General features: G+C 69.0%; 18 protein-coding genes and 4 pseudogenes. 14 read left to right on the top strand and 8 right to left on the bottom strand.

From position 1 onward, the window contains the following. The first annotated feature begins 12 nt into the window (after positions 1 to 12). Positions 13 to 258, top strand: coding sequence for a hypothetical protein (locus tag H0I39_RS10165; protein ID WP_180550400.1), 246 nt, complete (start codon positions 13 to 15; stop codon positions 256 to 258). Positions 259 to 436: 178 nt separating this feature from the next. On the opposite strand, the gene dacB is transcribed toward H0I39_RS10165, so the two are convergent. After that, complete coding sequence (dacB, locus tag H0I39_RS10170; protein WP_257645742.1) at positions 437 to 2,146, bottom strand: D-alanyl-D-alanine carboxypeptidase/D-alanyl-D-alanine endopeptidase; 1,710 nt, start codon at positions 2,144 to 2,146, stop codon at positions 437 to 439. Positions 2,147 to 2,641: 495 nt separating this feature from the next. On the opposite strand from dacB, the gene H0I39_RS10175 reads away from it, so the two are divergent. After that, positions 2,642 to 3,397, top strand: coding sequence for a hypothetical protein (locus H0I39_RS10175; RefSeq protein WP_180550401.1), 756 nt, complete (start codon positions 2,642 to 2,644; stop codon positions 3,395 to 3,397). A 61-nt stretch (positions 3,398 to 3,458) separates the two neighbouring features. Here H0I39_RS10175 and H0I39_RS22090 read toward each other — a convergent pair whose 3' ends face one another. Further along, positions 3,459 to 3,734, bottom strand: coding sequence for a hypothetical protein (locus H0I39_RS22090; RefSeq protein WP_257645743.1), 276 nt, complete (start codon positions 3,732 to 3,734; stop codon positions 3,459 to 3,461). A gap of 238 nt (positions 3,735 to 3,972) precedes the next feature. Continuing rightward, positions 3,973 to 4,314: an RAD23 family protein gene (locus H0I39_RS22095; protein WP_257645744.1), complete on the bottom strand. Its 342-nt coding sequence runs from the start codon at positions 4,312 to 4,314 to the stop codon at positions 3,973 to 3,975. Positions 4,315 to 4,333: 19 nt separating this feature from the next. On the opposite strand from H0I39_RS22095, the gene H0I39_RS22100 reads away from it, so the two are divergent. From H0I39_RS22100 to H0I39_RS24620, 6 genes and pseudogenes are all read left to right on the top strand, one after another. Further along, positions 4,334 to 4,816 carry a hypothetical protein gene (locus H0I39_RS22100; protein ID WP_257645745.1) on the top strand — a complete coding sequence of 161 codons (483 nt, stop codon included), beginning with the start codon at positions 4,334 to 4,336 and terminating at the stop codon, positions 4,814 to 4,816. A 17-nt stretch (positions 4,817 to 4,833) separates the two neighbouring features. Then, on the top strand, positions 4,834 to 5,100 hold the full coding sequence (locus tag H0I39_RS22105; RefSeq protein ID WP_257645746.1) for an IPTL-CTERM sorting domain-containing protein: 267 nt from the start codon (positions 4,834 to 4,836) through the stop codon (positions 5,098 to 5,100). Between the two features lie 54 nt (positions 5,101 to 5,154). Next, a pseudogene (locus tag H0I39_RS10185) lies at positions 5,155 to 6,146 on the top strand (DMT family transporter). Further along, positions 6,143 to 6,871, top strand: a complete 729-nt coding sequence (gene tsaB / locus H0I39_RS10190; protein ID WP_180550403.1) for a tRNA (adenosine(37)-N6)-threonylcarbamoyltransferase complex dimerization subunit type 1 TsaB — start codon at positions 6,143 to 6,145, stop codon at positions 6,869 to 6,871. The pseudogene H0I39_RS10185 and the gene tsaB overlap by 4 nt, the downstream one beginning before the upstream one ends. Before the next feature lie 24 nt (positions 6,872 to 6,895). Further along, complete coding sequence (gene rimI, locus H0I39_RS10195) at positions 6,896 to 7,426, top strand: ribosomal protein S18-alanine N-acetyltransferase (protein ID WP_180550404.1); 531 nt, start codon at positions 6,896 to 6,898, stop codon at positions 7,424 to 7,426. After that, a pseudogene (locus H0I39_RS24620) lies at positions 7,423 to 8,335 on the top strand (uracil-DNA glycosylase); the annotation flags it as partial. The gene rimI and the pseudogene H0I39_RS24620, both read left to right, overlap by 4 nt. A 71-nt stretch (positions 8,336 to 8,406) precedes the next feature. Here the strand turns inward: H0I39_RS24620 and H0I39_RS10205 are convergent. The 4 genes and pseudogenes from H0I39_RS10205 to dnaA form a co-directional block, all read right to left on the bottom strand. Beyond that, a complete protein-coding gene (locus H0I39_RS10205; protein ID WP_180550405.1) occupies positions 8,407 to 9,228 on the bottom strand; it encodes an IPTL-CTERM sorting domain-containing protein in 822 nt (273 codons plus the stop codon). A 686-nt stretch (positions 9,229 to 9,914) separates the two neighbouring features. Then, positions 9,915 to 12,495: pseudogene (gene gyrB / locus H0I39_RS23260) on the bottom strand (DNA topoisomerase (ATP-hydrolyzing) subunit B). Positions 12,496 to 12,595: 100 nt separating this feature from the next. Beyond that, positions 12,596 to 13,726, bottom strand: coding sequence for a DNA polymerase III subunit beta (gene dnaN, locus H0I39_RS10215; protein ID WP_180550406.1), 1,131 nt, complete (start codon positions 13,724 to 13,726; stop codon positions 12,596 to 12,598). A gap of 142 nt (positions 13,727 to 13,868) precedes the next feature. Further along, positions 13,869 to 15,278 (bottom strand): chromosomal replication initiator protein DnaA, encoded by a 1,410-nt coding sequence (gene dnaA, locus H0I39_RS10220; protein WP_180550407.1) that lies wholly within the window; start codon positions 15,276 to 15,278, stop codon positions 13,869 to 13,871. A 320-nt stretch (positions 15,279 to 15,598) separates the two neighbouring features. On the opposite strand from dnaA, the gene rpmH reads away from it, so the two are divergent. The 5 genes from rpmH (at position 15,599) to H0I39_RS10245 (ending at position 19,995) form a co-directional block, all read left to right on the top strand. Next, positions 15,599 to 15,733 (top strand): 50S ribosomal protein L34, encoded by a 135-nt coding sequence (gene rpmH / locus H0I39_RS10225; RefSeq protein WP_124223019.1) that lies wholly within the window; start codon positions 15,599 to 15,601, stop codon positions 15,731 to 15,733. 232 nt (positions 15,734 to 15,965) lie between these two features. Next, a complete protein-coding gene (locus H0I39_RS24085; protein ID WP_373368279.1) occupies positions 15,966 to 16,193 on the top strand; it encodes a ribonuclease P protein component in 228 nt (75 codons plus the stop codon). Continuing rightward, positions 16,190 to 16,429 carry a membrane protein insertion efficiency factor YidD gene (gene yidD / locus H0I39_RS10235; RefSeq protein ID WP_180550408.1) on the top strand — a complete coding sequence of 80 codons (240 nt, stop codon included), beginning with the start codon at positions 16,190 to 16,192 and terminating at the stop codon, positions 16,427 to 16,429. Before H0I39_RS24085 ends, yidD begins: the two co-directional genes overlap by 4 nt. A gap of 43 nt (positions 16,430 to 16,472) precedes the next feature. Further along, positions 16,473 to 18,164 carry a membrane protein insertase YidC gene (yidC, locus tag H0I39_RS10240; RefSeq protein ID WP_180550409.1) on the top strand — a complete coding sequence of 564 codons (1,692 nt, stop codon included), beginning with the start codon at positions 16,473 to 16,475 and terminating at the stop codon, positions 18,162 to 18,164. Positions 18,165 to 18,408: 244 nt separating this feature from the next. Then, positions 18,409 to 19,995 (top strand): ABC transporter substrate-binding protein, encoded by a 1,587-nt coding sequence (locus H0I39_RS10245; RefSeq protein WP_180550410.1) that lies wholly within the window; start codon positions 18,409 to 18,411, stop codon positions 19,993 to 19,995. 234 nt (positions 19,996 to 20,229) lie between these two features. Here H0I39_RS10245 and H0I39_RS10250 read toward each other — a convergent pair whose 3' ends face one another. Continuing rightward, complete coding sequence (locus tag H0I39_RS10250; protein ID WP_180550411.1) at positions 20,230 to 21,477, bottom strand: metal-dependent hydrolase family protein; 1,248 nt, start codon at positions 21,475 to 21,477, stop codon at positions 20,230 to 20,232. Positions 21,478 to 21,514: 37 nt separating this feature from the next. On the opposite strand from H0I39_RS10250, the pseudogene mnmE reads away from it, so the two are divergent. Beyond that, positions 21,515 to 22,926: pseudogene (gene mnmE, locus H0I39_RS10255) on the top strand (tRNA uridine-5-carboxymethylaminomethyl(34) synthesis GTPase MnmE). Positions 22,927 to 22,978: the final 52 nt, after the last annotated feature.

Here is a 22,978-nt window from a genome sequence, read left to right on the forward strand (position 1 = left end):
GCATTGGCCGCGATGAAGCGCATCACCCCGCGACACCCCCATCGCGGGCAAGCCCGCTCCCACAACATCCGTCAGAACATCGGTCGCCGAGGGCGGCACCGGCGCTCAGGGGCAGTGCTGGCGCATGGTCGCCAGGTTGCGCCACGCGTCATCGAAATACGCGCGCTGCTTTGGTTGCAGGATGGATGGCCGAACCTGCTCGGCGTCGCTTTCCGATCCGAGATGGGCGAGGTGATCTCGGCATTGATCTCGGCTTGAATCTGGGGGTATATGCCTTCAGCGCTTGTTTGACGGGCGCTACCAGCTGTGCTGATCGGGAGTATGTGCTGAGCACCCGGCCACCCTGTGGGAGCGGCCTTGGCCGCGATGAAGCGCATCATCCCGCAACACGCCCCACCGCGGGCAAGCCCGCTCCCAGTAGGCGCTCGCGGCGCCCTCACTGGTCCCGCACCGCCCACTCCACCAGCCGGTCCAGCGCCGGCCGCGCGGCGCTGGCGTTGGGGTGGTTGATGATGCCCACCACCGCGTAATTGCGGCCCGACAGGCCGTAGGCGTAGCCGGCGATGGCCACCACGTCGCGCAGGGTGCCGGTCTTCAGGCGTGCGTTGCCGATGGCGGCCGAGTTGGGGCTGCGCGCGGCCATGCGGCGCGTGGTGCCGTCCACACCGGCGATCGACAGCGAGTGCTCGAACGCCGCGCCATTGGGGTGGCCGGCGGCGTGCTGCAGCAGCGCGGCCAGCGAGGCCGCGGTGGCGCGCTCGTTGCGCGACAGGCCCGAGCCGTTCTCGACCACCGGCGTGGTGCGCAGGCCGAAGCGCTCGCGCCACCAGCGCTTCAGGCGGTTCTGCGATTCGGCAAAGCTGCCGCGCCCGTCGGCCGCCGACAGCGTAAGGAACAACTGCTGCGCCATCACGTTGTTCGAGAACTTGTTGATGTCGGCAATGATGTCCGACAGCGGCAGCGAGAAGCCGGTGACCAGCGGCTGGCCGGTGGCGGGCCGGTCGAGCCACTGCACCTGCCCGGTCAGCGCGCCGCCGCTGGCGCGCCACATGGCCTCGATCACGCGCGGGGCGTAGCTGCGCGGCTCGACGTAGGCGATGCCCCAGTTCTGCTCGCCGCAGCTCATCGGGTAGCGGCCGGAGAAGCTGACGCGGTTGGGGTCGGTGAAATCGGCCGCCAGGCGCGTGCGCCAGGCACCGCAGGCGCCGGCGGCGGCGGGCACCTCGGCGGGGATGTCGACGCCGGCGATGGGCGGCTCGCTGACCACCAGCGCGCGCTGGCTGGCCGGGTCGGGGATGAACTTGAAGATCAGCGCCTTGAAGTTGACCAGCAGCCCGTCGGGCCCGGCGTTGTAGGGCCGCAGCGGGTCGTCGTCGAAGGCGGCGGCGTCGTGCGCGGGCAGGCGGAACACGCTGTTGTCCAGCAGGATGTTGCCGCGGATGACGCGGATGCCCTTGTCCTGGATGGCGCGCATCAGCTCCTGCAGGCGCTCCAGCACCAGCTTGGGATCGCCGCTGCCCTGGATCAGCAGGTCGCCGTGCAGCACCCCGTTGGCGATGCGCCCCTGCGTGTACACGCGCGTGCGCCACAGGTGGTTGGGGCCCAGCAGATCGACCCCCGCGTAAGTGGTCACCAACTTCATCACCGAGGCCGGGTTCATCGGCACATCGGCCTGCCAGGCCAGGCGCGGTGGCGGCAGGGCCATGCTCGCGGGCGCGGGCGCGGGGGCGGGGTTGCGCTCGCCGCCGGGGTTCACGGGTTCGGGCACGCGCGTTACCGTGCCGGGCGGCGGTGGCAGGGACGCCACCACCATGGACACCGCCGTGACCGGCACGCCCGCGCGGGACAGGGCCTGGACGATCTCGGGCGGCAGCGGGGCCTGGGCAAAGGCGGGCACCGCCAGCAGGGCGGCAAGCAGAAGACTGGGTCGGCGCAAGGTCACGGGCTGAAGTCTAGGGAGGCGCGTGGCCCGCGCATGACGCGGGCCGCGGGTGGCGCGGCAGACGGGTGACGCCCTGGCGGGCCAGCGGTGCGCCGGCGCGCTGGGCGCCAGCACCCCGCCCGAGGCCGGGGGCGCCGCTGCTTCGGGCGCGTTCTCGTGGCGTGCTGCCTGCATCACCCTGGGCGTATTGCACACTGCCGTCATGGTTATGGCAGGTGCGGGCGTGTGGTGGGGAGGGCGCTGGCAACTCACTTCATGCGTTGGATGCAACCACGTCACGGCCTGGCGGCCGTCCTGGCTTCACTGGCCTTGACCGTGTCGGGGCTGGCCCAGGCCCAGGCCCAGGCGTCGCCGGCGCCGCTGATCTGCACCGGGCAGCTCTACCAGATGACTGCGGGTAGCACCGCTGGCCCGATACGCAGGTCTGGCTGATGGGCAGCGATTACCGGCACGGCACGTTGCCGCTGTTCACGGTGCCGGGCGTATCGGTCAACGGCCTGGCGTTCAACCCGCAGGACCGGCTCCTGTACGCCGTCAACGACTACACCAACGCCGCCGGCCTGCGCCTTTATCGCCTGAATGCGGCGGGTGTTGTGAGGAGCGCGAAGATCACCAACAGCACGGGTGGAGACGTGGCGTTGATCAGCGACCGCAGAAACAGCGGCACCTTCGATGCCCACGGCAACCTGTTCATGGCCGATGGCTGGATTCCCCCACCAGGGCCTGTTCCTCGTCACCGGCGCGGCGACCATGCAGCCGCAAACCCGGCGCATCACGATCGAGACGGACACCAACCCGCCAGGTGGGTATACGGGCGTTGCGCTCGACGGCACCACGGGTGGCATCAACGTCGGCGACCTGGCCTACAGTCCCGCGGAAAGCAGCGCCACGACCGCCGTGCTCTACGGCACGCGCAACGTGCAAGCGTCGGACGACACGCCACGGGGTGTCTACCTGTACCGCATCGTGGTGGACCTGACGGCGCCCACCCCGACGGCCAGGGCCTCGCGGATTGCCACCACATTGCCCAGGCTGATCACCTACGGCTCGGCCTACCTGGGTGCCGACGGGGGTCTGATCGTCTCCGCCAACAACAACGCGTTCTATCGCGTCAACGTGACCAACGGCAGCCACACCGTGCTGACGGCGGCCAACGGCGATGCAAACACGAACACCGACGGCACCACCTGCATCGCCGTGCCGCTGGTCGACGTGGTGAAGCAGGCGGGTGCACCCGTGGCGGTGCTCAACGGCCACACCTTCGACGTGCCCTACACCCTGACGGTGGGCAACACCGGGGCCGTGCCCACGCCCAACGTGCAGATCAGCGACAACCTGCGCAACGCCTTTGCGGCCGGCACGCCCACGCTGGGCATCAGCGCCGGACCGAGCGTGACGGCGGGCAGCTGCACCTCAGCGGCGACTTTGGCGGCACCAGCAGTTTCGCCCTGCTGAGCGGTACCGACAACTTGCCTCCCGGCGCCAGCTGCACTGTGCAGTTCACCGTGCGCGTGGCCTACGCCAGTGCCGCCGCCGTGCCCACCACGGCGCAGTCGAACACCGCCCTGGCCAGTTCGGCCAGTAGCGCCAACGCGGGCCACAGCTGGCCCGGCGGCTTGCCGGCGCCACCCGCCAACCTGCTGGCGCAGGACGCATCCACCGACGCGGCGGCACTGCCAGCTTCTCCCAACAGCGATGCGCCGGCCCCCACGCCCGTCACGCTGGCGGCCATCGGCCCCATCACGTTCGAGAAGACCATCACCAGCGGCGCCAACCCCTTGCCGGGCGGCACGGTGGCCTATGGCATCACCGTGCGCAACGGCGGTGCGGCGCCGGTGCTGTATCCGGCCGGCAGCCTGAGCGACACGCTGCCCGCCGGCACCAGCTACGTCGATGGCGACTTCGTCTGCACGGGCGGGCAGTGCCTGAACGCCGCGCCGTTTGCGGTGCCCGCCGGCGACAGCGTGACGCTGGCGCTGCGCGTGGCGGTGGATGCCGGCGTGGCCCCGGAACGGTCATCACAAACACCATCACCCCGCCCGCGGGCAACAGCTGTGCGCCGGCGCCGGCGGGTGCTCGGTGCCCACCACGGTGAGGGCACCGCCGGCGGACATGGGCGTGGTGATGTCGGGCCTGCCCAGCGTGGTCAGCCCCGGCAGCACCGTGAGCGGCGAGATCCGGTGCGCCGCGGTCGCCGGCACGGCGCTGGCGCCCACCTGCAGCGCCACCGCGCAGGACAGCGATGGCGCGGCGATTCCGGTCACGGTGGGCGCCTGTACGCCCACGCTGCCGGTGGCCGCGCTGGCGGCGGGCAGCAGCATCACCTGCCCCATCAGCTTCACCGCGCCGGGCGTGGCGGGCGGTACGGACACGGGGCCCACGGGGGTCACAGTGACCGCCACCACCGGTGCCAGCAACGACAACAACCCGGCCAACAACAGCGACACCGGCGCGGCGTCGATCATCGACGCGGTGGACGACACGGCAGTCAACCAGCCCGCCGGCGCCACGGCCGCGACCCACGACGTGTCCGGCAACGACCAGGTGCCCGCGGGCAGCGTCTTCGCCTTGGGCGCCGGCAGCACCTGCGCCAACCCGGCGCTCGGCCCGACGGGCCTGGCCACGTTCGATGTGCCCGCCAGCGGCAGTTGCACCGTGGCTTACCAGGTGTGCGCCCCGGCGCCCAACCAGGCCGTGTGCGATATCGCCGTGCTCACGGTGAGCGCCGGCACCGGACCCCAGGCCCGCGACGACAGCGCGGCCCTGGCCGCGAGCGGCCCGACCACCCTCAGTGTGCTGGCCAACGATCCAGGCCAGGCGCAGGCGGCCCCGGCAGCATCCTGCTGGCCAACCCGCCCGCTGGCGCCACGCTGACGCCCGACGGCCAGCAGATGACCGTGCCGGGCCAGGGCGTCTGGACGGTGAACGGCGACGAGGTGGTGTTCAGCCCGGCGCCCGGCTTTGGCGGCGTGCCGACCCCTGTCGGCTATTCGTTCGCCAACGCGGCGGGTGACCGGTCGAACGTGGCCACCATCACGCTCACCGCGCCGGTCGGCGCGGTGACGGCGGTGCCCACGCTGTCGCATTGGGCGCTGATGGCGCTGGCCGCCATGCTGGGCGCCCTGGGCCTGCGGCAGCGGCGTCGCGGCGCGCGCTGACCGGGTGCGGCGCCGCCGCGGCGGGCCGCTGGCGGGCAGCCGATAATCGCCCGCATGCTCTCCTCGCCCCGTGCGGTCGGCATCGCGGCGGCCGTGGTCACGGTGGCGATCTGGACCGGCTTCATCGTCATCGGTCGTGCCTCGGCGGGCATGACGCTGCTGCCGTTCGACCTGGCGCTGCTGCGCATCGCCGGTGCCAGCGTGGTGCTGCTGCCCTGGGGCTGGTGGCTGGCGCGGCGGCAGGGCGGCTCGTCGTCGCTGGGGGCTTTTCGCCGCTGCCGCTGCGGCCCACGGTCACCGCCGGCGTCTTCGGCGGGCTGGTCTACGCCATCCTGTGCTATGCGGGTTTCTTCTTTGCGCCGGCGGCGCACGCCTCGGTGCTGATGCCGGGCAGCCTGCCGCTGTGGACGGCGCTGTTGGCGGCCGTGCTGCTGCGCGACCGCATTACCCCGGCGCGGGCGCTGGGGCTGGCCTGCATCGTGGGCGGCGACGTGCTGGTGGGCGGCGAGGGGCTGCTGTCGGCCTTCCGCGGCGGCGAGGTGTGGAAGGGCGACCTGATCTTCATGAGCGCGGCGTTCTGCTGGTCGGTGTACAGCGTGCTGGCGCGCAAATTCGGACTGGACGCGGTGCGCGCCACCATCGCCATCACGGTGTTCGCCTGCTTCACCTATGTGCCGCTGTTCGCGTTGCTGACCGGCACCGGCGTGCTGCCCACGCGGCTGGGCACGGCGCCGTGGGGCGAAATCGCCTTCCAGGCGCTGTTCCAGGGCGTGGGTTCGGTGGTCATCTCGGGCATCACCTTCGTGCAGATGGTGCGCGCCTTCGGGCCGGTCAAGTCGACCATGATCACGGCGCTGGTGCCGGGGCTGTCGGCGCTGGGCGCGGTCGCCCTGCTGGGCGAGCCGCTGGGCTGGAACCTGCTGGCGGGGCTGGCGCTGGTCACGGCCGGCATTCTGTTCGGGGTGCGTGCGGTGCGGCAGCAAACTCCTGATTCCATAGCTGTTCGCGCTTGTCCAGCAGGCGCTGGAGGCCAAAAGAACTCATGAATACCGCGGCACTCAACCTGCTGGCCTTCGATACCAGCACCGAGCACCTGTCGGTCGCCGTGCAACGCAGCCGCGACGGCCAGCGCTTCGCGCGCAGCGGCCCCGGCGGCGCGCAGTCGTCAACCACGCTGATCCCCACCGTGCAGGCGCTGCTGGCGCAGGCCGGGCTGGCCCTGGGCGATCTGCAGGCCATCGTGTTCGGTCGCGGGCCGGGTTCGTTCACCGGGCTGCGCACGGCCTGCTCGGTGGCGCAGGGGCTGGCCTGGGGCGCGGGCGTGCCGGTGCTGCCGGTCGATACCCTGCTGGCCGTGGCCGAGGCGGCGCGCCAGTCGCTGAGCACCGCGCCCGACAGCCTGCGCGTGCTGGCCCTGCTGGATGCGCGCATGGGCGAGGTCTATGCGGCCGAGTACGCCTGGTCGCCCGCCGACGGCTGGCAGGTGCTGGCCGAGGCCGCCGTGCTGTCACCCGACGCCGTGGCCGTGCCGCCCGCCGGCACCTTGCTGGCCGGCAACGCCGCCGCCGTGTATGCGGAGCGCCTGCCCGCCGCCGTGCTGGCCCTGCCGCGCGCCGACGTGCTGCCCACGGCCGACGCTCTGCTCAGCCTGGCGCCCGCGCTGCTGGCCGCCGGTCGGGCCGTGCCGGCCGAACAGGCGCTGCCGCTCTACATCCGCGATAAAGTGGCGCAGACTACCGCCGAACGTGCCGCCGCTGGCCTGACACGCTGAGCGCGGCCACCGCCCGCCTGCACCATGAGCGCCGTCCTCTCCGCCACCACCCCATCCGCTTGGCCGCCCGTCGCGCCCGCGCTGGAAGCACGCTTCGAGCCCATGGCGGCCGAGCGGCTGGATGCCGTGCTGGCCATCGAGCAGAACGTCTACAGCCACCCCTGGTCGCGCCGCAACTTTGCCGACACCCTGGCGGCCGGACACCAGGCGCAATGCCTGGTCGGGCCGCTGCCGGATGGGAGCGAGGACCTGATCGGCTACTTCGTCGCCATGCAGGGTCATGAGGAAGTGCACCTGCTCAACATCACCGTCGCGGCCGGGCACCAGCGCCAGGGCTGGGCGCTGGTCATGCTCGACGCGTTGGCGCTGTGGTCGCGCGCGCGCGGGGCGCACTGGCTGTGGCTGGAAGTGCGCGCCAGCAACACGCGCGCGCAGCAGATCTACCTGAAGCGCGGTTTTGCCCGCGTGGGCCTGCGCAAGGCCTACTACCCCGCCGGCCACGGCCTGCGCGAAGACGCCGTGGTGATGAACCTGCGGCTGGGAGACGGCGCATGACTCTGCAACTGGATGAGCGCCAGCGCGCCATGCTGGCCGAGATGGGCATCAAGCTGTGGTTGCCCAAGGCGGCACCGGCAACTCCTGAAACCGTAGCTGCCAGCGCTGACCAGGCGGGCGCTGGAGCCCGATTTGATTCTGAACCGGTGCAGCCGGCCGCCGCCGCGCCCTCGATTGCCCGCGCTGCCGCCGCGCCTTCCTCACCGCGCCCCCGCCCCGTCGCGCCGTCGGAAGGCGCCACCCCGCACCCGAGTCCAGGTCCGCAATGGCTCTCGGCCCGCGCCCCGAAGGCGTGGCCGACATGGACTGGCTGCAGCTGGAGGCCACGGTGGCCGCCTGCCGCGCCTGCGGCCTGTGCGCCGGCCGCACGCAGACCGTGTTCGGCGTCGGCGCCCGCAGCGCCGACTGGATGGTCATCGGCGAAGCCCCGGCGAGAACGAAGACCGCCAGGGCCAGCCCTTCGTCGGCCAGGCCGGCAAGCTGCTGGATGCCATGCTGGCCGCCATCGGCCTGTCGCGGCAGGTGGAGAGCGCTTCTGAATCGATAGCTGCTCGCGCAGACCAGGCAGGCGCTGAAGGCCAAAAAGGCTTGAAACGCGGTGTCTACATCGCCAACGTGCTGAAGTGCCGCCCGCCCGGCAACCGCAACCCGCAACCCGACGAAATCGCCCAGTGCGAGCCCTACCTGCGCCGCCAGGTCGCGCTGGTGCAGCCGAAGATCATCCTCGCCATGGGCCGCTTCGCCGTGCAGTCCTTGCTGCAGACCACCGAGCCCATCGGCCGCCTGCGCGGCCGCGTACACACCTACGAAGGCGTGCCCGTCATCGTCACCTACCACCCCGCCTACCTGCTGCGCGCCCTGCCCGACAAGGCCAAGGCCTGGCAGGACCTGTGCCTGGCGCTGGAGGTGATGGGCGGGCAGGACGGCGCTGAGCGCGGGCCCATCGGCAACCGCGCTCAGCCCTCGCCGGGCGCGCCGCCTCAGCCGCCGCGCCGGCGGCGCGGATAGGCCAGCCAGCCGAGCAGGCCGGACAGCAGCATCAGGCCCCAGGCTTCCAGCGTCGGAACCGGCTGGACCGCCGCCGGGGCGAAGCTGGCCGTGACCGCCTGGTGGGCCGCGATGCCGCTCAGCGTGCACACCGGGTTGGTGCCCGAGCAGGCGCCCGACCAGCCGGTGAACACATAGCCCGGGTTGGCCGTGGCCGTGCAGGTGCTGCTGCCGCCGGCCGCCACCACGGCGGGCACGCACACCGCGCTGCCGCCGGCCGGGTTGTTGACGCTGGCCGTGACGTTGTAGGCCGGCGCGAAGTTGGCCGTCACCGCCCGGTCGGCCGTCACCCCGCTCAGCGTGCAGACCGGGTTGCTGCCCGCGCAATCGCCCGACCAGCCGGTGAACACATAGCCTGCGTTGGCCGTGGCCGTGCAGGTGCTGCTGGCACCCGACAGCACGGAGGGCGGCACGCAAGCCACGCTGCCCGCGGCCGGATCATTGACGCTGGCGGCGATGTGGTAAGTGGGCACCGTCACCGTGGCACTGGCGCTGCCCGACAGGCTGCCCGAGGTCCAGGTGGCGGTGTTGGTGGTGGTGTTGTTGATCACGGCCGCCGCGTTGATGCCCAGCGCGACTGTGTTGATGCTCGCGCCGGGCGCCAGGCTGTGGTTCAGGCCGCTGAAGATCGTGCCCAGCTGGTCGTCCACCAGGTCGTGGGTGCTCAGTGTCGTGGTGCCGGTGTTGGTGGCGGTGTAGCAGTAATACACCGTGGTGCCGGTGTTGACCGAGAGGCTGCTGGTGGCCGCGCACACGCCGGGGTGGTGCCCACGGTCTTGGTCAGCACGATCGCCTCGGTGGTGCGGACCTGGGCCGTCCAGCCGGGATAAGTAACGGAGAAGTCGGAGCAGAACGCGAAGGTGATCGCATTGCCCGTGGAGCGCACCAGGCCCGGGCCGGCGTTGCCGGGCAGCCCGCCGCCCCACCACGCGCCCGCGGTGCCCCGCACACCGGCGGCGAGGCATTGCCGGAGCCGATCTGCGGCGCGGCCGTGCTGGCGCCGTCGTAGATGAACAGTCCATCCCAACCACCCTCGACCTGGAACGCCGCGAACGCCACATCGATGGTGGTGCCCGGCGCCGACATGAAAGTGACGACGCTGGTGGACAGGTTGGTGTAGTTGGCGTAGTTGCCCCCGGCCCGCCGCTGTCGTAGTAGTTGAACCAGGCAGTGCCGGGCCCCGAATTGAGCGTGTAGGTGGCGTGCCCCGTGTTGTACGGGTGGTTGACGGCCGTTTGCGCCGACGCCGAACCCCAGCCCAGCAGCACGCCGAGCGAAAGCAGAAGAATCCGAACAAGCCCCATCACAACCCCCTCTTGCGGTGAAAACCATGCGACGCAAAAGGTAATTTTATTCGTCATGTAACAAAATTTACACGGCGTCGGGTCAAACTGACGGTGTTTGTGGCAGCTAGCCGACATCGTGAAGGGCGCGCGGTCCTTCAAGCGTCGATATTCGCCGCCCGCAGCGCGTTGGTCTCGATGAAGGCGCGGCGCGGCTCGACTTCGTCGCCCATCAGGGTGGTGAACACTCGGTCGGCTTCGATGGCGTCCTCGATCTGCACGCGCAGCAGGCGGCGCACGGTGGGGTCCATGGTGGTTTCCCACAGCTGCTCGGGGTTCATCTCGCCCAGGCCCTTGTAGCGCTGGCGCGCGGTGGTGCGCTCGGCCTCGGCCAGCAGCCATTGCATGGCCTGGCGGAAATCGCTCACGCGCTCCTCGCGCTGGCGCTCGCCCTCGCCGCGACTGACTTTGGCGCCTTCGGTCAGCAGGCCCTTGAACGTCTGCGCGGCTTCGGCCAGCGCGGCGTAGTCGGCGCCGTGCACGAAGTCCTGGGTGAGGACGCTGCTCTTGATGTTGCCGTGGTGCCGGCGGCTGATGCGCAGCACGGGCTTGTCGGTGCGAGCGTCGAATTCGCTGGCGACTTCGGGCGCGCTGCCGCCGGATTGCTGCTCGTGCAGGTATTGCTGTAGCGCCAGCGCGCTGGCTGCGGCGGCCTCGGTGCTGTCCAGGTTCAGCGCCACGCCGGCGGCGATGGCGCGCAGGGCCTCGGCGTCCATGAAGGCCGACAGGCGCTCGATCACGGCCTCGGCCAACTGGTGCTTGCGCGCCAGTTCGGCCAGGGTGTCGCCGCTGATCTGCTGCGCGGCATCGCCGCCGGTGTGCACCACGGCGTCCTTCAGCGCCACGCGCAGCAGGAAGGCCTCCAGCGCGGCGTTGTCCTTCAGGTACAGCTCTTCCTTGCCGGCCTTGACCTTGTACAGCGGCGGCTGGGCGATGTAGATGTGGCCACGCTCGACCAGCTCGGGCATCTGGCGGTAGAAGAAAGTGAGCAGCAGGGTGCGGATGTGCGCGCCGTCCACGTCGGCGTCGGTCATGATGATGATGCGGTGGTAGCGCAGCTTGTCGATGTTGAAATCGTCGGCGCCGCTCTTGCCCGAGTCGGCGGCGGTCTTGCCGATGCCGGTGCCCAAAGCGGTGATGAGGGTGACGATTTCGTTGCTGGTCAGCAGCTTCTCGTAGCGCGCGCGCTCGACGTTCAGGATCTTGCCGCGCAGCGGCAGGATGGCCTGAACTTGCGGTCACGCCCCTGCTTGGCGCTGCCGCCGGCCGAGTCGCCCTCGACGATGTAGATCTCGCTCATCGCCGGGTCTTTTTCCTGGCAGTCGGCCAGCTTGCCGGGCAGGCCGAAGCCGTCGAGCACGCCCTTGCGGCGCGTCATTTCGCGCGCCTTGCGGGCGGCCTCGCGCGCGCGGGCGGCCTCGACGATCTTGCCGCAGATGATCTTGGCGTCGTTCGGACGCTCTTCCAGGTACTCGGCCAGGGACTTGGCGACGATGTCCTCGACCGGCGCGCGCACTTCGCTGCTGACGAGCTTGTCCTTGGTCTGGCTGCTGAACTTGGGTTCGGGCACCTTCACGCTCAGCACGCAGACCAGGCCCTCGCGCATGTCGTCGCCGGTGACGTCCACCTTGGCTTTCTTGGCCAGTTCGTTCTGCTCGATGTACTTGCTGATGACGCGCGTCATCGCCGCGCGCAGGCCGGTGAGGTGCGTGCCGCCGTCGCGCTGCGGGATGTTGTTGGTGAAGCAGAGCACCTGCTCGTTGTAGCCATCGTTCCACTGCATGGCCACTTCCACACCGATCTCGGTGCCGGGGATGCCGCCGTAGGTCTCGGACGGGCGCGTGCCGGTGGCGTGGAAGGCGTTGGGGTGCAGCACCTTCTTGGCGCCGTTGATGAAGTCGACGAAGCCCTTCACGCCGCCGGCGCCGGAGAAGTCGTCTTCCTTGCCGCTGCGCTCGTCGATCAGGCGGATGCGCACGCCGTTGTTCAGGAAGCTGAGTTCGCGCAGGCGCTTGCCAGGACTTCATAGTGGAAGTCGCTGTTTTCCTTGAAGATCTCGGTGTCGGGCAGAAAGCGCACCTCGGTGCCGCGCTTGTCGGTGTCGCCCGTGATCTTCATGGGTGACACAAGGACAAGGCCCTCCGGGCCTTGTAGTTCCGTCGTTATTCTGTCTTGCACGAAGCCGCGGCTGAACTCCAGCTCGTGCTTCTTGCCGTCGCGCCGCACCGTCAGGCGCAGCTTGCTCGACAGCGCGTTCACGCAGCTCACGCCCACGCCGTGCAGGCCGCCCGAGACCTTGTAGCTGTTCTGGTTGAACTTGCCCCCGGCGTGCAGCTCGGTCAGCGCGATCTCGGCGGCCGAGCGCTTGGGCTCGTGCTTGTCGTCCATCTTCACGCCGGTGGGGATGCCGCGGCCGTTGTCGGTGACGCTGATGGAGTTGTCGGAGTGGATGGTGACGACGATGTCGTCGCAGTAGCCGGCCAGCGCCTCGTCGATCGAGTTGTCGACCACCTCGAACACCAGGTGGTGCAGGCCGGTGCCGTCGCTGGTGTCGCCGATGTACATGCCCGGGCGTTTGCGCACCGCCTCCAGGCCTTCCAGGATCTGGATGGCGCCTTCGCCGTAGCCGCTGCCGGCGGCAGCAGGGGTCTGGGAATCGGGCTTGGATGCGTCGGTCATGAAATCTTCCGCGTAGCTGCTTATGAATGAAATTGGCTTTCATCGCTTACGGGATAAGCGCGAGCAGCTATAAAAACAGAGTAAACGGGGCGTTGGCGCATCAGATGCGCATGGGCATCACCACGTACTTGAAGTGGGCGTTGTCGGGCAGGGTGATGAGGGCCGAGCTGTTGGCGTCCTGCAGGTCGATCTTCACCATCTCCTGCTGGCTCATGTTGGCCAGCGCGTCGATCAGGTAGGTGACGTTGAAGCCGATCTCGATCGAATCGCCACCATAGTCGATGTCGAGTTCGTCCACCGCCTCTTCCTGCTCGGCGTTGTTGGAGGCCACGCGCAGCGTGCCGGGCTCGAAGTTCAGGCGCACGCCCTTGAACTTCTCGCTGGTCAGGATGGCGGTGCGTTGCAGGCTGGCCAGCAGCGGCGCGCGGCCCAGGGTGACGCTGTTGCTGTGGTTCTTGGGGATCACGCGGTTGTAGTCGGGGAACTTGCCCTCGACCAGCTTGGTGACGAACTCCATGGCGCCGAACGAAAAGCGCGCCTGGTTGGCGGCGAACTGCATCTCGATCATCGGCGCTTCCTGCCCCTCGGGCACGCTGGCGTCGGACAACAGGCGCTGCAGCTCGATCACGGTCTTGCGCGGCAGGATCACCTCCTGCTTGGGCACTTCCACGTCCAGCGTGGCGCTGGCAAAGGCCAGGCGGTGGCCGTCGGTGGCCACCAGGCTGAGCTGCGTGCCCTCGGCCACGAACAGGATGCCGTTGAGGTAGTAGCGAATGTCGTGCACCGCCATGGCGAAGGCCACCTGGTCGAGCAGGTTCTTCAGCGTCTTCTGCGGCACCTTGAAGGCGGGGCCGAAGTTGGGCGCCTCCTGCACCAGCGGGAAGTCCTCGGCCGGCAGGGTCTGCAGCGTGAAGCGCGACTTGCCGCCTTTCAGGATCAGCTTGTTCTGCTGCGACTCCAGGCTCACCGTCTGGTCGGCCGGCATGGTGCGCAGGATGTCGATCAGCTTGCGCGCGCCCACGGTGGTGGCGAAGTTGCCGCTGTCGCCGCCCAGCGTGGCCGCGGTGCGGATCTGGATCTCGAGGTCGCTGGTGGTGAGCTGCACGGTTTCGCCGTTCTTGCGCAGCAGCACGTTGGCCAGCACCGGCAGCGTGTGGCGGCGCTCGACGATGCCGGCGACCGATTGCAGCGCGCCGAGCAACTGGTTTTGGGTGGTCTTCAGAACGATCATGTCTTCCTCAATATCCTCGTCATGATGGGCGCCCAGGCCGGGCCGTGTGGCGCCCACGCCGCCCCTGAAGGGTCAGCGTCGGCCAACCCCGCATTGTCGCCGTTTTTGGGGCCTTTCTGCCTCAGCGCCACGCCTGCCGGCCTCATCCTTTCAGCGTCTGCTCCAGCACGTGCAGCTGCTGGTTCAGCTCGGTCAGCTGCTGGCGCTCGCCGGCGATCTTGCGCACCGCGTGCAGCACGGTGGTGTGGTCGCGCCCGCCGAACAGCTCGCCGATCTCGGGCAGGCTTTTCTGCGTCAGTTCCTTGGCCAGGTACATGGCAATCTGGCGCGGCCGGGCGATGCTGGCGGGGCGCTTCTTGCTGTACATGTCCGAGACCTTGATCTTGTAGTAGTCGGCCACGGTCTTCTGGATGTTCTCGACGCTGATCTGGCGGTTCTGGATCGACAGCAGGTCGCGCAGCGCCTCGCGCGCCAGCGGGATGGAGATTTCCTTCTGGTTGAAGCGCGAATAGGCCAGGATCTTGCGCAGCGCGCCTTCCAGTTCGCGCACGTTCGAGCGCACGTTCTTGGCGACGAAGAACGCCACTTCCTCGGGCATCTCGGTGCCCTCGGCGGCGGCCTTGCTGATCAGGATGGCCACGCGCATCTCCAGCTCGGGCGGCTCCAGCGCCACGGTCAGGCCGGCATCGAAGCGCGACACCAGCCGCTCGTGGATGTCGGCCAGGCCCTTGGGGTAGGTGTCGCTGGTCATCACGATGTGGCTCTTCTTGGCCAGCAAGGCCTCGAAGGCGTTGAAGAACTCCTCCTGCGTGCGGTCCTTGTTGGCGAAGAACTGCACGTCGTCGATCAGCAGCAGGTCGAGCGAGTGGTAGCGGTCCTTGAACTGGTCGAAGGTCTTGCGCTGGTAGGCCTTGACCACATCCGACACGAACTGCTCGGCATGGATGTAGAGAACCTTGGCATCCGGGCGAGCCTGCAGCAGCCGGTTGCCCACCGCGTGCATCAGGTGGGTCTTGCCCAGGCCCACGCCGCCGTAGATGAACAGCGGGTTGTACAGCTGCCCCGGCGCGCCCGCCACGTGCAGCGCCGCCGCCCGCGCCATGCGGTTGGCCGAGCCTTCGACCAGGGTGTCGAAGGTCAGGGCACTGTTCAGCCGATGGCGGAAACCGCTGCCGCCGGCGCTTTCCTCTTCGCTGGGTATCGGTGCCGGGGTGGCCTCATGAACCGCTGGCGGCGGGCTGCCTGCGGACGAGGCGATCTCTTGAGGGGTATATTTGACGAGCGCTGCGCGAGGAGCAAGCGCTAACTCCACGCTCACCGGCTGCCCATGGAGCGATTCCAGGATGCCGGCGATGCGCGTGGCGTATTGGGCGCGCACCCAGTCGAGTTTGAAGCGGTTGGCGACGAACAGCGTGAGCTTCGACTGGTCGGTGGCCAACTGGGCGTTCAGCGGCTTGATCCAGGTGTTGAACTGCTGCTCGGGCAATTCCTGGGCCAGAACTTCAAGGCAGGCCGGCCATAACGCCGCGCCGGCGGAAACTGGGGTGTGCATGGGGAAACGAGGGGCCCTGGTCTGTGGATAAGCGGTGCCGACCGGGCGCCGGAGGCGATGCCCGAACGCAGATTATCCACAAGCGCGCGGCGGCCGCAAGAGGCGATCAGGGGCACGGCCAAGGCCGGGGCGGGCGATGATGCCATGCCTGCCTTGGCCTTGTCGCCAAGATTTGCGATAATGCCGGGTTTCCCTTGATCTTGCGGCGCCGTTTCAGCCATGGGCTGGTGGCGCCGGGCTGCGCCAGCCGGCGCGCCACTGCCGGTGGATGTGCCGCCGCAGCCTGGGAAGCTCCCGATTCATTCCAAGGACGATCCGTCATGAAACGCACTTACCAGCCCTCCAAGACGCGCCGCGCGCGTACCCACGGCTTCCTGGTCCGCATGAAGACCCGCGGTGGCCGCGCCGTCATCAAGGCGCGCCGCGCCAAGGGCCGCAAGCGTCTGGCTGTCTGAGTTCGAACCGGCCTGCTGTGCCGGCGCCGGCCTGCCTGATGTCGAAGGCAGCACGCCCGAGCCTCATGCGCCGCTTGCGGACCCGCGATCAGTTCCAGGCCTTGCTGGCGCACCGACCGGTGTCGCGCACGGCGCATTTCGCCCTGCACCGCCTGCCTTTGCAGGCGCCGGGTGCGGGCGATGGCGCGGGCCGACCCTGTTCCAGCCCGCCGATGGCGCGTGGCTGGGCGCCATGGTGCCCAAGCGCTGGGCGCGCCGCGCCGTGACGCGCAACGCCATCCGCCGCCAGATCCACGCCGTGGGTGAAAGCCTTCAGCCGCCGCTTGCCGCCGATGCGCACCTGGTGCGCCTGCGCGCAGGTTTTGCGCGGTCGCAGTTTCCCAGTGCCAGTTCGACGGCGCTGAAGGCGGCTGTGCGCGCCGAACTGCTGCTGCTGTTCGCCAGCCGGGAGCGCCGATGATCCGCGCGCTGCTCATCGGCCTGGTCAAGGGCTATCGGCTGCTGCTGTCGCCCTGGCTCGGCTCGTCCTGCCGCTTTGCGCCCACCTGTTCGCTGTACGCGCTGGGCGCGCTGGAGCAGCATGGCGCGCTGGCCGGCAGCTACCTCACGCTGCGGCGCATCGCGCGCTGCCATCCATGGTGCGAAGGGGCTGCGACCCGGTCCCCGCGCATCCTCCCCGCCTCTTCACCGGCCTGATCGCGTCCAAGCGACCGGGCGCGCACCCGCCAAACCACCCGCAATGAACGACATCCGCCGCACCATCCTCTGGGTGATCTTCGCCTTCTCGCTGGTCATGCTGTGGGACCAGTGGCAGGTGCACAACGGCAACCGGCCGACCTTCTTCCCCGGTGCGTCGCAGCCCGCTGTCACGGCCAGTGCACCGGCTTCGGCGGTGCCGCCGGCCGCCAGCGCCGTGCCTGCAGCCACGCCCGGCGCCACGGCCATGCCGCCCGGCACCGCAGCCCCGGCACCGGCGGCCGAGGCCATGGCGCGCGAGCGCATCGAGGTCACGACCGACGTGCTCAAGCTGGTGTTCGACACCGAGGGCGGCTCGGTCATCCGCAGCGAATTCCTCAAGCACCCCTCGGCCGAGCACCCCGACCAGCCCTTCGTGCTGTTCGACAGCAGCGCCAACCGCGTGTACCAGGCGCAGTCGGGTCTGATCGGCGGGCCGTTCCCCACGCACAAGACACCTATGAAGTTCGTCGGCGAGCGCGCGCTGGCCGATGGCGCCAACGAGCTGGTGCTGCGCTTCGAGTCGGCCGAGCAGGGTGGCGTGCGGCTGAACAAGATCTACACGCTCCAGCGCGGCTCGTACCTGGTCGATGTGCGGCACGAGGTGGTCAACGCCAGCGGCCAGGCCGTGAACCCGCAGCTTTACGTGCAGCTGGTGCGCGACGGCAACCAGGCCGAGAACGCCACGCCGTTCTATTCCACCTTCACCGGCCCGGCCTTCTACACCGACGCCAAGAAGTTCCAGAAGGTGGCCTTCACCGACATCGAGAAGGGCAAGGCCGAGTTCGTCACCTCCTCGCCCGACGGCTGGGTGGCCATGGTGCAGCACTACTTCGCCAGCGCCTGGCTGTGGCCGCAGAACGTGCAGCACGACAACTTCGCCCGCAAGGTCGACAACAACCTGTATGCGGCGGGCATGATCGCCCCCGTGGGCGCGGTCGAGCCCGGCGCCACCCGCACGGCCGACACGCGCCTGTTCGTCGGCCCGCAGGACGAGAAGCTGCTCGAGAGCATCGCCCCCGGCCTGGAGCTGGTGAAGGACTACGGCTTCTTCACCATCCTGTCCAAGCCGCTGTACTGGCTGCTCGACAAGCTGCACGGTGTCATCGGCAACTGGGGCTGGGCCATCGTGGCGCTGGTGTTCCTGCTGAAGATTCTGTTCTACCCGCTCAACGCCAAGGCCTACGCCAGCATGGCCAAGATGAAGGCCATCAACCCCAAGGTGATGGACCTGCGCGAGCGCTACAAGGACAACCCGCAGCAGATGCAGATGGAGATGATGCGCGTCTACCGCGAGGAGAAGGTCAACCCCATGGGCGGCTGCCTGCCCATCCTGATCCAGATCCCGGTGTTCATCGCGCTGTACTGGGTGCTGCTGTCCAGCGTCGAGATGCGCGGCGCGCCGTGGATCCTGTGGATCAAGGACCTGTCCATCAAGGACCCGTACTTCATCCTGCCCGTCGTGATGACGCTGACCACGCTGCTGCAGACGGCGCTGAACCCGCTGCCGCCCGACCCGATGCAGGCCAAGCTGATGTGGATGATGCCGCTGATGTTCAGCGTGATGTTCTTCTTCTTCCCGGCCGGCCTGGTGCTGTACTGGATCACCAACAACGTCCTGACCATCGCGCAGCAGTGGGTCATCAACACCCGCATGGGCGTGCCGCCGAAGCTCAACCTGCCGAAGTTCCGATAGGTGCTTCAGGCACGCGATCAGGAAAGCCCGCCAATGGCGGGCTTTCCTTTGATAGTGCCTTGCGCAGGCAGCGCGCCATTTTCAGGTGAAAACGATCTGAAACCGGCTTAAAACCGGCGCTGGCAGCTATGTTTTAAATAGCTTCTTCCGATGGCCCTTCACGCCGTGGGGAGCGCGGCCAGGCCGGCGAGCCGACTTTCTGTAGCATCGGTGCTTTACAACCCTGTTGATAAAGGACCACCCGATGGCACGTTCTTCCTTTGTTCGCAGCGCGCTGGCGCTGGCGGTGCTGGCGGCGGCCGGGGTGTCGCACGCGGCCACGCTGCGCATCGCCGGGGCCAACGACATCCTCACCTTCGACCCGCACGCGCAGAACCACCAGACCACGCTGGCCTACCAGCAGATGGTCTACGAATCGCTGGTGCGCTACAACGAGAAGTACGAGGTCGAACCCTCGCTGGCCGCCAAGTGGACGATGGTCTCGCCCACGCAGATCCGCTTCGAGCTGCGCAAGGGCGTCAAATTCCACGACGGCGCGCCCTTCACGGCCGACGACGTGGTGTTCTCGCTCAACCGCGCGATGACGCCGCCCTCCAACATGACGGCCTACGTGCAGAGCGTGAAGGAAGTCAAGAAGGTCGACGACCACACGGTCGACGTGATCCTGAAAGGCCCGAGCCCCGTGGTGCTGCGCGAGCTGACCGACGCGCGCATCATGAACAAGGCCTGGGCCGAGAAGAACAACGCCGCCAAGGCGCAGGACTACAAGGCCAAGGAGGAGAACTTCGCCGCCCGCAACGCCAACGGCACCGGCCCCTTCATCCTCGAAGCCTGGCAGCCCGACACCCGCACCACGCTGAAGAAGAACGCCGACTGGTGGGACAAGCCGCGCGGCAACGTCGACAACATCGTCTTCACCCCCATCAAGGCGGCGGCCACGCGGTCGGCCGCGCTCATCTCCGGCCAGGTCGACATGGTGGTCGACCCACCGGTGCAGGACCTGGAGCGCATCAAGCGCGACGCCAACATCAAGGTCATCGAAGGGCCGGAAAACCGCACCATCTTCCTCGGCTTCGACCAGCACCGCGACGAGCTGATGGGCTCCAACGTCAAGGGCAAGAACCCGCTGAAGGACAAGCGCGTGCGCCAGGCGCTGTACCAGGCGGTCGACATCGCGGCGATCGAGAAGAACGTGATGCGCGGCCTGGGCAAGCCCACGGGCACCATGATCGCGCCCATGGTCAACGGCTGGACGAAAGAGCTGGGCGCGCGCGCCGCCAAGTTCGACGTCAACGCCGCCAAGAAACTGCTGGCCGATGCCGGCTACCCCAACGGCTTCGAGCTGACGCTGGACTGCCCGAACGACCGCTACGTCAACGACGAGGCCATCTGCCAGGCCGTCACGGCGATGTGGACGCGCATCGGCGTCAAGACCCGGCTGCAGACCAACCCGATGTCGATCCACTCGGCCAAGATCCAGAAGTTCGACGTCAGCGCCTACATGCTGGGCTGGGGCGTGGCCACTTTCGACGCGCTGTACTCGCTGGATTCGCTCATCAGCACGGTCGACCCCAAGGGCGGCGCCGCCGGCAACTTCAACTGCGGCCGCATGAGCAACCCGATCGTCGACAACCTGATCCAGCAGATCAAGACCGAGATGGACCCGGCCAAGCGCAACCCGATGATCCACGAGGCGCTGCAGATCGTGAAGGACGACTACAACTACCTGCCCCTGCACGACCAGATCCGCCCCTGGGCCATGCGCAAGAACGTGACCACGGTGCACCGGCCCGACGACCGACCGATGGTGATCTGGACGACTGTCAAGTGACATCCCCTGAGCGGCTGACCCCGCTTCCCCTTCTCTCGCTTCGCTGCGCTTCGCGGGAAGGGGACAACGCCAGCGGCCGGCGCAGGTCCGTCCGCGGCGTTCGCTGGCGTGGCCTGCTCCGCGGCCATTCGAGTGTTGATTTGCTTGGTAGTTGATAGCTGCCAGCGCTTTACAGGCGGGCGCTAGAGCCATTTATTTGTGTGAAACCCCGGTCGCATGGGCGCCGGGGTTTTCTTATGTGGGCAGCTCGTTGAACCGCACCAGCCCGCCCTGCATCACCAGCGCGATGCGCTCGCCCTGGCCGGTCAGGCAGGTCAGGTCGTCCAGCGGATTGCCGTCGACCAGCAGCAGGTCGGCCAGCGCACCCGGCACGATCTCGCCCAGCCGGCCGCTCTGGCCCAGTAGCTCGGCGCCGATGAGCGTGGCGCTTTGCAGCACGTCCAGGTTGGACTGCACCTGCGCGCGGATCAGGAACTCCTCGCTCTGCAAATCGTGCGAGCCACCCAGCAGGTCGGTGCCGAAGGCCAGCTTCACACCGGCGATCTTGAAAATTTCCAGTGATCGCAATCCCGCCGCGCGCACCTGCTCGACCTTGGCCACGCTCTCGGCACCCAGGCCCAGCCGCACGCCGTCGCGCGCCAGCGCCTCGTAGGTGATGAGCGTGGGCACGGCGACCGCGCCGCGCTCGGCCATCAGCGCGGCGGTGGGCGCGTCGATCAGGTTGCCGTGCTCGATGCTGCGCACGCCGCATTCCACCGCGCGGCGGATCGCTTCGGGCGTGTACGCGTGCGCCAGCACGATGGTGTGCCGCGCCGCAGCCTCGTCGACGATGGCGCGCGTCTCGTCCAGCGAATAGCCGAGCGCATTCACCGGATCGGTGGGCGAGGCCACGCCGCCGCTCGACATGATCTTGATCTGGTCGGCGCCCATCTGCAGCAGCTCGCGCACCGTGCGGCGCACTTCGTCCACGCCATCGACCACGCGCGTGCTGGCCAGGCGCAGGCAACCACAGCCGATGGGCTGCAGCCGATCCGAGCGCGGGCGGAAGTCGCCGTGTCCGCCCGTCGGGCTGAGCGCCGGGCCGCTGACGAACAGGCGCGGGCCGACCACGGTGCCGTCCATGCCGTCCTCGATGGCCTGCTTAAGTGCCCAGTCGGCGCCGCCCGCGTCGCGCACGGTGGTGAAGCCGCGCCGCAGCATGCCGCGCAGGATCGGCAGCGCGCGCAGCGCCAGCGTGGTGTTGGGCGTCTGTGCCAGCAGGGCGAGGTTGGTGGCCGAGAAGGTGACGTGCACATGGCAGTCGATCAGCCCCGGCATCAGCGTGCGGCCACCGCCGTCGATGACGTGCGCGCTCTGCGTGGTGATCGGCCGGTCGGACAGCTCGCGGATCGTGTCGCCTTCCACCAGCACCTGGTGGTCTTCCAGCAAGCGCCCGGCGCGCACGTCGAGCACATGGACGTTCTTGAACAGGGTCAGGCTCATGGCGGCGGCGCGGCGTGGGGTCGCGGACAATCATGCCATGCTGAGCCCCACCGCCGACCCCATCGTCGCCATCGCCACAGCGCCCGGCCGCGGCGCCGTGGGCATCGTGCGCGTGTCGGGGCGCGACGTGGCGCCGCTGGCGCGTGCGCTCACCGGGCGCGCGCTGGCCCCGCGCGTGGCCACCTTCGGCCCGTTCAGGAGGCCGACGGCAGCCCCATCGACCACGGCCTGGCCATCCACTTTCCGGCGCCGCATTCGTACACCGGCGAAGACGTGCTGGAGCTGCAGGCGCACGGTGGCCCGGTGGTGCTGCAGTTGCTGCTGCAGCGCTGCCTGCAGGCGGCGGCGGAGACTGACCCCACGACCGGCGCCGAACGCCTGCCGCACCTGCGCCTGGCGCGGCCGGGTGAGTTCACCGAACGCGCCTTCCTCAACGGCAAGCTCGACCTGGCGCAGGCCGAGGCAGTGATGGACTTGATCGACGCCAGCACCGAAAGCGCCGCGCGCTCGGCCAGCCGCTCGCTGGCGGGCGCGTTCTCGCAGCAGATCCATGCGCTGGTCGATGGCCTGATCCAACTGCGCATGCTGATCGAGGCGACGCTGGATTTTCCTGAAGAGGAAATCGACGTGCTGAGCACGCACGACGTGCGCGGGCAGCTATCGAATCTGAAGCAAATGCTGGCGGGCGTGCAGGCCCGCGCGCGCCAGGGCGCGCTGCTGCGCGAGGGCATCCAGGTCGTCATCGCCGGGCAGCCCAACGCCGGCAAGAGCAGCCTGCTGAACGCGCTGGCGGGGGCTGAGCTGGCCATCGTCACCCCCATTGCCGGCACCACGCGCGACGTGGTGCAGCAGACCATCCAGATCGAGGGCGTGCCGCTGCGCGTGCTCGACACCGCCGGCCTGCGCGAGAGCGAGGACGAGGTCGAGCGCATCGGCATCGCCCGCGCCTGGGCGCACATCGCCGACGCCGACGCGGTGCTGCTGCTGCACGATCTGACGCGCATGCAGACACCAGAGTACGCGACGGAAGACGCCGCCATCGCTGCCACCATGGCCGAGAAGCTGCCCGCCTCGGTACCGGTGATCCACCTCTGGAACAAGCGCGACGCTGCGCCCTGCGCGGCCGTGCCCGACGGCGGCATCGCGCTGTCGGCGCGCACCGGCGAAGGGCTGGATGCGCTGCGCGCGCGCCTGCTGCAGGTGGTGGGCTGGCAGGCCGGCGCGGGCGATGGCCTGTTCATCGCGCGCGAGCGCCACCTGCAGGCGCTGGCCCGCGCCGCCGGCCATCTGCAGGCGGCTGGTGCGCACCTGGAAGGCCCGGCGCCGATGCTCGACCTGCTGGCCGAGGAACTGCGCCTGGCGCAGAACGCGCTGGCCGAGATCACCGGCGAATTCACTGCCGACGATCTGCTGGGCGTGATCTTCGCCCGCTTCTGCATCGGCAAGTGAGCGCTTGCGCGCCGGCCGCACCCCGTGTGGCGTGGCCGGTGCGCCGTCCATG

The sequence above is a fragment of the Ottowia beijingensis genome (genome assembly GCF_013423955.1).
GTDB classification, from domain to species: domain Bacteria; phylum Pseudomonadota; class Gammaproteobacteria; order Burkholderiales; family Burkholderiaceae_C; genus Ottowia; species Ottowia beijingensis.